Annotated in this window: 9 protein-coding genes and 1 pseudogene; 5 read left to right on the forward strand and 5 right to left on the reverse strand. The window is 63.1% G+C overall.

The genetic code is table 11. The features are described from left to right. Window positions 1-124: 124 nt before the first annotated feature. A pseudogene (locus BQ8794_RS36900) lies at window positions 125-447 on the forward strand (glycosyltransferase family 2 protein); the annotation flags it as partial. A gap of 22 nt (window positions 448-469) precedes the next feature. Here BQ8794_RS36900 and ftsH read toward each other — a convergent pair. The 5 genes from ftsH to BQ8794_RS29360 form a co-directional block, all read right to left on the reverse strand. After that, a complete protein-coding gene (gene ftsH, locus BQ8794_RS29340) occupies window positions 470-2,392 on the reverse strand; it encodes an ATP-dependent zinc metalloprotease FtsH (RefSeq protein WP_077382401.1) in 1,923 nt (640 codons plus the stop codon). 245 nt (window positions 2,393-2,637) lie between these two features. Further along, the gene (locus tag BQ8794_RS29345; protein WP_077382404.1) at window positions 2,638-3,462 is read right to left on the reverse strand and encodes an ABC transporter permease; all 825 of its coding nucleotides are present in this window, start codon (window positions 3,460-3,462) and stop codon (window positions 2,638-2,640) included. Between the two features lie 2 nt (window positions 3,463-3,464). Then, window positions 3,465-4,745, reverse strand: coding sequence for an ABC transporter permease (locus BQ8794_RS29350; protein ID WP_077382407.1), 1,281 nt, complete (start codon window positions 4,743-4,745; stop codon window positions 3,465-3,467). 5 nt (window positions 4,746-4,750) lie between these two features. After that, window positions 4,751-5,800, reverse strand: coding sequence for an ABC transporter substrate-binding protein (locus tag BQ8794_RS29355; RefSeq protein WP_077382410.1), 1,050 nt, complete (start codon window positions 5,798-5,800; stop codon window positions 4,751-4,753). Window positions 5,801-5,805: 5 nt separating this feature from the next. Next, the gene (locus tag BQ8794_RS29360) at window positions 5,806-6,966 is read right to left on the reverse strand and encodes an ABC transporter ATP-binding protein (protein ID WP_077383449.1); all 1,161 of its coding nucleotides are present in this window, start codon (window positions 6,964-6,966) and stop codon (window positions 5,806-5,808) included. Between the two features lie 259 nt (window positions 6,967-7,225). On the opposite strand from BQ8794_RS29360, the gene BQ8794_RS29365 reads away from it, so the two are divergent. The 4 genes from BQ8794_RS29365 to BQ8794_RS29380 all read left to right on the forward strand — a co-directional run bounded on the left by BQ8794_RS29365 (window position 7,226) and on the right by BQ8794_RS29380 (window position 12,291). After that, the gene (locus tag BQ8794_RS29365) at window positions 7,226-8,668 is read left to right on the forward strand and encodes an aminotransferase-like domain-containing protein (protein ID WP_244555151.1); all 1,443 of its coding nucleotides are present in this window, start codon (window positions 7,226-7,228) and stop codon (window positions 8,666-8,668) included. A gap of 42 nt (window positions 8,669-8,710) precedes the next feature. After that, window positions 8,711-9,985 (forward strand): NAD(P)/FAD-dependent oxidoreductase, encoded by a 1,275-nt coding sequence (locus BQ8794_RS29370; protein ID WP_167378889.1) that lies wholly within the window; start codon window positions 8,711-8,713, stop codon window positions 9,983-9,985. A gap of 191 nt (window positions 9,986-10,176) precedes the next feature. Next, window positions 10,177-10,419, forward strand: a complete 243-nt coding sequence (locus BQ8794_RS29375) for a hypothetical protein (RefSeq protein WP_342188841.1) — start codon at window positions 10,177-10,179, stop codon at window positions 10,417-10,419. 474 nt (window positions 10,420-10,893) lie between these two features. Then, entirely contained in the window at window positions 10,894-12,291 is a 1,398-nt protein-coding gene (locus BQ8794_RS29380; protein WP_244555152.1) for an HTTM domain-containing protein, read from the forward strand. Window positions 12,292-12,380: the final 89 nt, after the last annotated feature.

Below are 12,380 nucleotides of genomic sequence, written 5' to 3' on the forward strand. Positions count from 1 at the left end.
GGCCTATCGTAGCTGACGGGTTCGGACCTTGACGAAGCAACGCCAAATCCGAAAAACAGACAAGGATCGGTCGCGTAACGCCGCTTATTAGCCTTTACTGAATAAGCCGGTCAACGGGGCCGCGCGACGCGGATTGGCGACCGCCCGCAACGCCGGCCGGGCGCGTGCGAGAGGCCGTGCTGGTCTTCGTTGTTGATGATTGCCAGGTCCTGGGCGACTATCTCAGTGACTGGCAGCGACACTATGCCACTGGGAACGGGTCACCCGGGAGGCCGCGTCGAGATCGGCGATGCCAGGAATCTGCCGTTCACGATCAAACGGTCGCCGGTCCGCGAGCGACTGACCCCTGATGTCCATCCCGGCGGCTTTGTCCTGGGCTGCAAGCTGGCGATGTACGGCGATCTTGCAGCCCGTATCGGGCTTTTGGACGAGCGGTTGGGACCCGGGGGCCACGTTGGGACGAGGAAGGTCATGACTCGGCCGGGCGCGAGAAGTTTGTAGCCGCAGCCTTGCCTCGTCGTATCGGTCGCTTCCGCGATTGCGGATCGGATGCCTCCGTTGTCGCGCGATCCGGTGCCGAGGCGTCTCCGATGAGCGATGCGAGTTCAGCCTCGCTTAGCGTCTCGATTTCGAGCAGCTTGCGCGCCGTCTTTTCCAGCAGATCCCGTCGCTCAGTGAGGAGGCCGACGGTTCGCGCGAAAGCTGTGTCGACGATGCTGCGAACCTCCTCGTCGATAGCCTCGGCGGTGGCCTCGCCGTAATCGTGCTCGCGCGGACCGCCGGCAAGTGGGTTGGGGCTCAGGAAGGAGCGCTGGTCCTTTTCCAGCGCCACATGGCCGAGCTTTTCCGACATGCCGTAACGCGTGACCATGGCGCGGGCGATATCGGTCACTTTGGCCAGGTCATCGGCGGCCCCCGTGGACAGATGCCCGAACACAATCCACTCGGCCGCCCTGCCGCCGAGCAGCACCGCCATCTTGTTCTCCAGTTCCTCGCGCGTCATGAGGAAGCGGTCCTCGGTCGGCCGCTGGATGGTGTAGCCCAACGCGCCGACGCCGCGCGGGATGATCGATACTTTGTGCACGGGGTCCACTCCGGGCAGCGCCATGGCCACCAACGCATGGCCCATTTCGTGATAGGCGACGACCTCGCGTTCCCTCGGGTTCAACAGTCGGTTGCGCTTCTCGAGCCCGGCCACGATGCGCTCGACCGCATTGTTGAAATCGTCCATCGTGACGACATCCGCCCTCCGGCGCGTGGCGAGCAGGGTCGCCTCATTGACCAAATTGGCGAGATCGGCGCCGGTAAAACCCGGCGTCAGCGCGGCGACTTTTTCGGCATCGACATCGGCCGCCAGCTTAGCCGTCTTCATGTGGACCTTGAGTATCTGGACGCGACCTTGCTTGTCCGGCCGATCGAGCAGCACCTGCCGATCGAAACGGCCGGCGCGAAGAAGTGCCGGGTCAAGGATTTCCGGGCGGTTCGTCGCGGCGAGCAGCACGACGCCGATTTTCGGATCGAAACCGTCGAGCTCGACCAGGAGTTGATTGAGCGTCTGCTCCTTTTCGTCGTGCCCGCCCATCATCGGGCCCGCACCGCGGGCGCGGCCCAGCGCGTCGAGTTCGTCGATGAAGATGATCGCCGGGGCCTTGGCGCGTGCCTGCTCGAACAGGTCGCGCACACGGGCGGCGCCGACGCCCACGAACATCTCGACGAATTCTGAGCCCGAGATCGAGAAGAACGGAACTTTTGCCTCGCCTGCAACGGCTTTCGCGAGCAGTGTCTTGCCGGTGCCGGGCGGTCCGACCAGCAGCACGCCCTTGGGCATGCGCCCTCCAAGACGGCCGTATTCCTGCGGGCTCTTCAGGAAATCCACGATCTCCTGCAACTCGGCCTTGGCCTCATCGACACCCGCCACGTCCTCGAATCTGACGCCGGTATTGGCCTCGACATAGACCCTGGCCTTGCTCCTGCCGATTTGCATCAAACCGCCCATGCCACCACCCATTCGTCTCATCAGCAGCATCCACAAGCCAAAGAAGACGAGGATCGGGACGACCCAGGAGAGCAGGTCGCTCAGGAAGGTGCTTTCGATCTGGCCAGTGACGGTGACGCCGTGTTCCTGCAGCTGCCGCGCAAGATTCGGCTCGACGCGCGTGGTAATGAATAGCGGCTTGCCGTCCTGCGGTTGCTTGAAGCGGCCCTGGATAAAGCGATCGGAGACCTGCACGTCGGCGATCTTGCCGTCGCGCAGCAGGGTCTCAAACTGGCTATAGGGAATCTGCGCGACATGCTGCGTGGTGGTGTAGACATATTGGAAAATCATCAGCCCGACGAAGGCGGCGATCCAGTACCAGATATTGAACTGCGTCTTTCTGTTGCCCATGTCCATGGCGTCTCCTCCAGCGTCACATCGATGCAGATTGTCGAACCGCCGCAACTTCGGAGCGTGCCTTGGGAGAACGTCGGGGAGCGCAAAGTGTTGCAAAGGAATGCTGCAAGGGAAACCTTGGGATCGCGGTCCCCTACGGCAGCTATCCACCCGATCGCGACCATCTTCTATGGAATCGATTACCGATGGAGAGGGCCCGACGCAGGCAGGCCTATAGAAGCTCGGGCCGACCGCCGCACGGTCTTCTAGTCGATGCGCGGTCGCTGCTTGCCACGGCGGGCCAGAACATTTGCGACGACGAGCAGGACAATCGACAACGCCATCATCAGCGTCGCGGCGGCGGTGATTGCCGGGGAGAGCTTCTCGCGCAGGCCGATGAACATCTCGAGCGGCATGGTGCGCTGATTGGCGCTGGCCAGGAACTGCACCACGACGACCTCGTCGAACGAGGTGACGAACGCAAAGGCCGCCCCTGACAGCACGCCGGGCAGGATCAGCGGCAGCATCACCCTGAAGAATGACGTAATGGGCCTTGCTCCGGAGATGGCGGCGGCGCGCATCAGATTGCGGTCGAAGCCGGAGAGGCTCGCCCCCACCGTGACGACGACGAACGGACTGGCGAGCGCGGTATGCGCCAGGATGATCCCCGCATAGGTGCTGGCGAGACCGACGCGCGCATAAAACAGATACGAGCCGACGGCGGTGATCACCACCGGCACGATCAACGGCGAAAGCAGCAGCGGCATGACGATGCGGCGGCCGGGAAATTTTTCGTCGGAAAGTGCTATCGCCGTCAATGTGCCTAGTAGCGTTGCGATCAGCGTCGTCCCGAACGCAACGATCAGGCTGTTGCCGATGGCTGCCTGCCAGCGCTGGGTTCCGAGCACGACCTCGTACCAGCGCGTCGAAATTCCCTCCAGCGGAAAGATGAAGAAGGCGCCGCTGTTGAACGACAAGGGAACGGGAATGAGAATCGGCACGAGGAGGAACAGGATCACCATGCCGCACCACAGCCAGAGCAGAGCGATGCGGATTCTTTCGCCTGTCGTTGGATAGGGAGACAGCAACATGGCTACACCAGCTTGAGGCGGTCGAGGCCGAGGATGCGGGCGAAGATGCCGAACAACGCCAGGGTGAAGACGAGCAGGATGAAGCTGAGCGCCGCTGCCATCTCCCAATTCAGTTCGACATTGACGTAGCTGGCGATGAAATTGCTGATCAGCTGGTCGCTGGCGCCGCCGATCAGCGCCGGCGTTATGTAGTAGCCGAGGCAGAGGATGAAGGTGAGCAGGCAGCCGGCCATGACGCCCGGAAAGACCTGTGGAAGGTAGACGCGGCGGAACGCGGTGAACGGTTTTGCGCCGAGCGAATAGGCAGCCTTCATCTGCGATGGCTGGATGGTGCGCATGACGCTGTAGATCGGCAGCAGCGTGAACGGCAGCTGGATGTGGGTCATGGCGATGATCAGGCCGATGCGGCTGTACATCAAATCGAGCCGGTCGTCGGCGACGCCGAGCCACAGCAGCAGGTCGTTGACCAGGCCGAATTTCTGCAGGAGCACCGTCCAGGCCGCAGTTCGCACCAGGATCGACGTCCAGAACGGCAGCAGCACCGCGACGATGAGGATTGCGGCGAGGCCCTTGGGCACGGAGGCGATGAGATAGGCGAGGGGGAAGCCCAGGATCAGCGTGGCCAGCGTTACCGCTGCGGCGACGAAGAATGTGCGCATGAACACTTGCACGAAGATGGCCTGTTCGGGTGGCACTCTTTCGATGCCGCCATCGGCATTCCAGCGCAGATCAAGCGCGCTCAGCAGATAGAACGACGTCACGCTATGGGTGCCGCTCTCGATGACCGGCCATGTGCCCGGCGCCGACCAGAACGGCACCGCTTTCATCACCTCCAGCGGCGGCCTGTCGGCAGCCTCCAGTTGGCGCACCGTCTTGAGCACCTGGCTGCGCGCACCGGGCAGGCGGGCGTTGAGGCTCTTGGCGAGTTCGTAGGCGGTGCCCTTGGCCTGATTGCTGCGGAGATCGGCGGCAAGGGCCAGGAACGCAGCGTCGTCGGGCAGGCCGGTGCCGTTCCAGCCGCGCAAGGCCTGGCTGGTCTGCGGCAAGGCGTCGGCAATCGTCGGATCATAGACGGCGCGCGACAGAAGCAGGACGATCGGGATGCCGAAGCTCAGTGCCAGCAGCACGAGCAAAGGTGCCGCCAGCGCCAGCGACCGCAACCGGTCGCCGAAATCGGCGCGGCGAAGCGCCGCCGCGACCGACTTTGCTGTGCCGGGATCGGCGGCCGACCAGTCGCGGCTTGCCCGCGGCCGGACCAGTTTCGTGGGCTCGAGCGCCGACATTTTCCCTACTGCGCGAGCCAGGCGTTGAAGCGCTTGACCAGATCCTCGCCATAGTCGCCCCAGAATTCGGTATCGGCGACCAGGTAAGCGGTCATGTGGTCGGGTGCGTTCGGCAATTTCGGCAGGGCGTCCGGCGCGACGAAGGAGGCCGCATCGATGCGCACCGGCCCGTAGGTGATGTAGCTGGCGAGCTTGGCGTTGATTTCCGGCTGGCTGATATAGGCAAGGTATTTGTAGGCCAGATCCGGGTTCTTGGCGCCCTTCGGAATGGCGATCATGTCATATTCGAGGATCTGGTTGTTCCAGACGATCTTGAACGGCGCCCCGTCCTTGTCGATGGCGTTCTGGATACGACCGTTCCAGGCGGTGGTCATCACCACTTCCTTGGATGCGAGGAGCTGCGGCGGCTGTGCGCCGGCATCCCACCAGACGATGTCCTGCTTGATGGTGTCGAGCTTCTTGAAAGCGCGGTTGACGCCTTCGGGGGTTGCCAGCACCTCATAGACATCGGCCGCCGCGACCCCGTCGGCCATCAGTGCCCATTCGAGGTTCTGTGCCGGAAACTTGCGCATCGCGCGCTTGCCCGGAAACTTCGTCGTGTCGAAGATGTCGAGGACCGAGGCTGGCGCCTCCTTCAGCACGTTTGGGTCATAGGCAAGGACATCGCCATAGGCGTCGAGACCGACGCCGCAGTCGAGCGCCGAACCTTCGATGAATTTTTCACGGGGGGCGATCTTTGAATAGTCGAGCCGCTCGAGAATGCCGGCGTCGCAACCCTGCAGCACGGTCGCCGTCTCGACCGTCACCAGATCGATCGGCACGTTGCCGGTATCGACCATCGCTTTGACCTTGCCAAGATCGCCAAGATATTCCTGCTCGACGATCTTGATCCCGGTTTCCTTGCTGAACGGCTCGAACCATGCCTTGCGCTGGGCATCCTGCCAGGCGCCGCCGCTGGCCATGATCGAAAGTTCGTCGGCGAAGGCGGCATTTCCCATGGTGATGAATGCTGTGGCTGCCGCGAAGGCGAACAGCCGGGCTTTTGTGATCTTCATTGTTCTTATTCCCCTGTTTTCGAGATGGAACCGCCCGTTCCGGGATCGGCCGGAAAGGCACGGCAGTCGGTGGGCGCGCAGGAAACCGTGACCGGTTCCCCGTTGCCCATGGTCGCTTCGGGGCCGACCTTGACGGTCAGCAGCTGGCCGCTTTCCAGCCTGGCCAGAAGACGCTGGTGGTCGCCGAGATAGATGCGGCCGTCGACCGTGGCGGCTAACGCATTTGCTCCGTTCGAAGCGGGCGCAAGCTTCAACCGTTCCGGGCGGATGGCGACATGGCAGGCCGCACCTTCGGCGACGCCGATGGCCAGCGCGGCGACCGAACCGCCGCCGTGCAGCGCGACGCGGCACTCCTTGCCGGAGACGCGTTCGACCTTGCCTTCCAGCGTGTTGTTCTCGCCGATGAAGCTGGCGACGAACGAGCTCTCCGGCGTGTTGTAGAGATCGTCAGGCGAACCGAGCTGGGCAATTCCGCCATTGTTGAACACGGCAACGCGGTCCGACATGGTCAGCGCCTCGCTCTGGTCGTGCGTCACATAGACGATGGTGACGCCGAGCATGGTGTGCAGCTGCTTGATCTCGATCTGCATATGCTCGCGCAGCTTCTTGTCGAGCGCGCCGAGCGGCTCGTCCATCAGCACCAGGCTTGGCTCGAACACCAGCGCGCGGGCAAGCGCGACACGCTGCTGCTGGCCGCCGGAAAGCTGTGCCGGCCGCCGGTCGCCGAACTGCCGCAGCCGCACCATGTCGAGCGCGCGGCCGACGCGGGATGCCACGTCCGCCCTGGTGGTCTTGCGGACCGAGAGCGGGAAGGCGACGTTCTCCTCGACGCTCATGTGCGGAAACAGCGCGTAGTTCTGGAATACCATGCCGATGTTGCGTTCGTAGGGCGGCAGCCTGTCGACCGACCGGCCTTCAAGCGTGATGACGCCGCTGGTCGGCCGTTCGAAGCCGGCAAGCATGTTGAGCGTCGTCGTCTTGCCCGAACCTGAGGGGCCGAGAAGGGTGAGGAACTCGCCGCGCGCCACGCTGAGGTTCAGCCGTGTTACCGCGAACGTGCGGCCGTCATAGGATTTCTCGACATCGACGAATTCGACAAATCCTTGGCGGGCGTCTGGTGCCGCAGCGGCGCTGTCGGCTGACAGGACTGTCGCTTCGGCGATCACGGACGGAAATCCGTTGAGCGGCGGCAATGGCCGCTTGTCGAAACGAGGTGGTGCTTGCCGTCCATGTGTCGGTCTCGCATGACGCTGGCCGCGCAAGGGCGGCAAACCAAACTTGTATGCTCACACAATCAATCGCTAAAGAACCATAGATGCAGACAAGTTTGCCCGTCAAGCGGCTTTCTTCGGGATTGTGTGAGTTTTTTCAGCCGGATTTTGAAAACATGTACCGGACAAGTGCTATTGTCCGGAGCATTGTCTTATGCTAGATGCGCCGGGTAGCCAGAGTGTCAACACACCGAAACCGCCAATCCGCATGCTTCAGGACCTGCAACTCGCCTCGGACGAAGGCCCGGTCTACCGGCGCCTTGCTGACGCTATTGCCGAACGGATTACAGCCGGCACGCTTGCCGTTGGAGACCGGCTGCCGCCGCAGCGCGAGATTGCCCGCGCACTGGGCATCAACGTCACCACGGTGACGCGCGCACTGTCGACGCTGCAGCAGCGCGGCCTGCTCGAAGCGCGGCCCGGACGCGGCACAACGGTCGCGGCCCGCAACGGCGGCGAAGGACCAGGTTTCGTGTCGGCGCCGAGCGAAGACAGCGGCGTCATCGATCTTTCCGTGAACAGACCAGCGACCTCGGCCTATCTCGACGCGCTGGCGCTGCTGTTGCCGCGCCTGTCCAAGGACCGGCACTACGCCACGCTTCAGGACTATCACCCGCCCGACGGGCCGCTGTGGGCGAGAGAGGCAATCGCCGAGTGGATGCGGCCGGCGGCGGGCGACGGCGATCCCGGCCGGGTGGTGCTGGCGGCGGGCGCCCAGCATGGGCTGGATTGCGTGCTTGGCGCGGTGACCAGGCAGGGCGAGGTCGTGCTCGCCGACGAAGTGACTTATCAGGGCATCAATGCACTGTGCCGGGTGCATGGGCTCGATCTCAGAGGCGTCGCCATGGACCGTGGCGGCATGCGGGCCGACGCGTTCGAGGCGGCCTGCGCGCAGCTCCGCCCGCGCGCGGTCTTCCTGGTGCCGACCCTGCACAATCCGACCACCATCACATTGGGCGAGGAACGCCGGCACGAGCTGGTGGCTGTGGCCCGTCGCCATAATGTCCTCATCATCGAGGATGACGTCTACCGGCCGCTGGCGGACAATCCGCCGCCGTCGCTTGCCAGCCTCGAGCCCGAATTGACGGTTCACATCGGCGCCTTGTCGAAATGCCTTGCCCCAGGGCTGCGCCTCGGTTTTGTGATCGCGCCACGCGCCATAGCCGGCCAGGTCGCCGCGGCTTTACGCATCAACTGCTGGAGCATCAGCCCTCTGACGGCGCTGATCGGCGCGCGGCTGATAGAAGAGGGCTCGGCGGCGCGCATCATCGAAGCACAGAAGCAGGAGCTTCGTCAGCGCCAGGCCATCCTCACCGAAATCCTCGGCCGCTACGATGTCCAGAGCCACGCCACCTCGACGCATGCCTGGCTGCGCCTGCCGGAGCCGTGGCGCGGCGCGGGTTTCGCTCGCACCTGCCTGGAACGTGGCGTTGCCGTGCTTCCCGGCGATGCCTTCGCGGTCGGGCGCGAGCCGGTACAGCACGGGGTGCGCATCAATGTCGGCGCCGCGCGCTCGCTCGACGATCTGCGCACGGCCCTGAACACCATGGCTGAACTGCTCGCGGCCGGGCATCTGCAACTGCCTGGCTTCGTCTAGACCATGATCCCGAAAGGTGGGGGCCGGTTTTCGGAAAAGATCATGGTCAAACAAGAAGATACGGTCGTGGCAGCACCGGAAACCGTCGAAATCGCCATCGTCGGCGCTGGCATTGTCGGATTGGCAACGGCACTCCGGCTTGCGGCCGAGGGGCGCGAGGTGCTGCTCATCGATCCCAACGAGCCTGGCTCCGGCGCCTCGTTCGGCAACGCCGGAACGCTCGCCGAATATGCCTGCATGCCGGTCGGCAACCCGGCCGTGCTGCGCCAATTGCCAAAACTGCTCCTCGATCCGGACAGCCCTTTCGCATTGCGCTGGACAGCGTTTTTCCAGCTGGCGCCCTGGCTGGTCCGCTTCGTGCGGCAGTCGCTTCCAGCGGCCACCCGCGCCAACGCGATGGCACTCGCCGGGCTTCTGGCTGAGGCCCTGCCGGCCTGGGAGGAGATGGTGAAAGAGGCCGATATGGCCGACCTGATGCGCCGCAACGGCTGTCTCTACCTGTATCGCCGCAAGAGCGATTTCGCCAAGGCCGCTGGGGGCAGGGCGCTGCGCGCCGGGTTTGGTGTGCATCAGGAGGTTCTGACGCCGGGAGAGGTGGCCGCGCTGGAGCCGAGCCTGCCCCCGGCCGGGGCCTGCGGACTGTACTTCCCGGATTCGATGAATGTCACCGATCCAAAGACGCTGATGCGGCGGCTGCTCGATGCCGCAACCGCCCGTGGCGTGTCGGTGGCGCAGGCTGCTATATCAGGGCTGCAGGTCGAGGCGGACGGTGTCAGGCTCAGCGGTTCCGGCCTGCAGGTCAAGGCGAACACGGTGGTGATCGCCGCGGGCGCGCAATCGCGGGCGCTGGCCATGCAGGCCGGCGACAGCGTCCCGCTCGAGACCGAACGCGGTTATCATCTCGAATTCCCGACGGAAGCGCCTTTGCTCAATCGTCCGGTCTGTCCTGTCGATCTCGGCTTCTACATGACGCCGATGACAGGTCGGCTGCGTGTCGCCGGAACCGTCGAGCTTGGTGGGCTTGCAGCACCGGCAAATCCGCGCCGGCTGGCGCTGCTGGATCGCGGTGTCAGGCAGTTCTTCCCGCCACTCGGCCGGCCCTCATCCGAATGGCTCGGGTTCCGGCCGTCGCTGCCCGATTCCCGGCCGGTCATCGGTCCATCGCGGGGCAGCCGCAAGGTGATCCATGCCTTCGGTCATGGTCATCTCGGCCTCACCCTGGCGCCGATCACCGCCCGCTTGGTCGCCGAGCTGATTGCCGGACGCGGCGATCCTGACTGCCTCGCGCCCTTTGCGGTGGACCGCTTCAGTGCTTGACGCTAGGTCGGCTCCGCCGCGGTAGCGCATGTTCGGCACTATCCAAGCAAAAACCCGCCCCGATCTCCGGAGCGGGTCTGTTGCCTGAGGCGGAACTCAACACATGTCCGCCGCCGCAAGGTCGCCTCGCGATGCTGAAGATCTGGTTAACCGGCCAAAATTGATTCAAATCCAGCTGTGGATATTCGCCTTTGGGTAAATCGAAATGGGCCATCCTTGTCCTGCGGCGGGCAAAAGGAGAATCCATGACTAGCGACTTTGCCGCCGCCCACCTTCATCTTGAACGAGCCTGCCACTATTTGCGCGGTGATGACGAGACGAGCAGCGCTGCTCGCGCGGCTCTGGATATTCTGATCGATGCAATTGCCGCAGCCCAGTACAAGCGCACGCCGGCGGACGTAGTGGAATTTCCCAGAACGGCAAAGCAGCGTTAGTCGGCGAACTCTAAGCGCGGCGCATCCGGAGGATTAATGCGCCGCCTCAAGTTCTTGTTTCTATACATGTCGTTGTCTTGACATGTCGTTGTCTTGATACCGCCGCGCGCTTGGGCGACATGCAGGTGCGGGCGAAACAAATGGAGCGGGATGGCCAGTTCAACTTAAACGCGTCCCGCTTCGGGTCCGCCGTACCCTCTCTCCCAAAGGCTGATGCTCGGTAGCAGGCGCTACCGACGACACCGGATTGACTCTTATTTGTGCCCGTGCTGATGTTGCAGTGCAACATAGAGCAGCGGGTTCCGAAGGCGGCAAGCCGTCCCCAGTTGGACGCCGAAAGAACCTGCAGGGGAACTTGAGGGGGCTTAACCGGTGTTTATTGGGCAGTCGCAGTATTCAAGCGCGATACCGTTATGGAACGTTGGTCGCGGCAAGATCACGAAAGTCAGAGGACGGGACGATACATTTGACGGGTTGACCGCATTTGCCCCGTTCTGGGCAATGGCGGCGATCTTCAGTATCGCCGGTGATATCTACTCCATGCTTGGCTATAAGGGGCCGCTTTTTGCCGCTCTGAGCTGGTCGGTCGTCCTGTTCAGCCTGCTACTCCTGCTGTACCCGCGGCGGACCGAGTTTTTGATCGGGCTGGTGATGGTATCGCTTGTGCTGTACGCGCTGCGCATGCCGGTCGCTTCGAACAACAAGACGATCACGGCGGTGATGAACGGGGCTATACTGCTCAGCGCAGCGGTACTCTATCTGCGGGCCGCCCGCCGCGGCGCCGCGCTGGCCCGGATGGAGCTTTATCAACAGATCCGGATCGTCGCCCGGTCGCTGCTCGCCATCATGTATTTCTACGGAATCTTCCACAAGATCAACACCGATTTCCTCGATCCTTCCGTGAGTTGCGCGGTGGGCCTTTACGCTCCGCTTGCTCGTCCGTTCGGCCTCGAGGACAATCTGTTTGGCCGGTATCTTGCGATCTTCGCCACCTTCGTCATTGAGGCGATCGCGATCGTGTCTCTCTACTGGAAACGTTATTTCGCCGTGGGGTTCATCCTCGCGCTCGTCTTCCATTACGTGATCCCGATCTCGGCCTATTCCTGGTACATGGACTTTTCCAGCCTGGTGTTCGCGCTGTATGTGCTGAGCATCCCCACGCCCGCCAGCGAGGCGCTCTATCGCACCTCGCTGGAGTTTACCAATCCGCTGCGCGAGACGTTCGGCCGGATCGGGATCTTGCTGCCGGGCGCGGCATTGATGTTGTTCGCGGTCACTCTCGTCATTCTGCTCACCTATGCTTTTCCCGGACGCTCCTTCGACATGATGGTCCACTCCGTCTGGATCCTCATTTGGGCGGTAGTGGGCGGCGCGGCGATGATCGTGCTGGCCTATGTGGCTCTGCAGAACCTGCCTTGCCGGATCGTTTCCTCGCCGCGCCAGCCGCTCTGGGTCTATTTGGTGCCGGGCTTGTTCTTCCTCTCCTGCCTGTCACCCTATGTCGGGCTCAAGACGGAGAGTTCCATCAACATGTTCAGCAATCTGCACACGGAAGCCGGCCAGACCAATCATCTGCTCTTTCCCAAACCACCATACCTGTTCAATTATCAGAACGAGGTGGTGAAGATCGTTGATTCCTCGGAGCCTCATCTCGTCCGGCAGTCGCGGGCGGGCAATTACCACGTCCTCCTCGATCTCAAGAAACAACTGCGCCGGAACCCGGAGGCCTGGGTGACTTACGTGAAGGATGGCGAGACGGTTACCCGGGCTAACGCGTCGACCTTCGCGGGCGAAATGCCCAGCCTCATCGAACGCAAGTTGCTTATGTTCAAGTTGGTGGATTTCTCGCGGCCGAAGGCCTGCACCCACTGAGCGCCGCTCTCACGAAAATTGGTAGATGTCGCCGGGCAGTCGACCTAAGCCATCCATTTCGCCGGGAAATGTCCAAATCGCGTCGCGAT

The organism is Mesorhizobium prunaredense (assembly GCF_900156895.1).
Taxonomy (GTDB): domain Bacteria; phylum Pseudomonadota; class Alphaproteobacteria; order Rhizobiales; family Rhizobiaceae; genus Mesorhizobium; species Mesorhizobium prunaredense.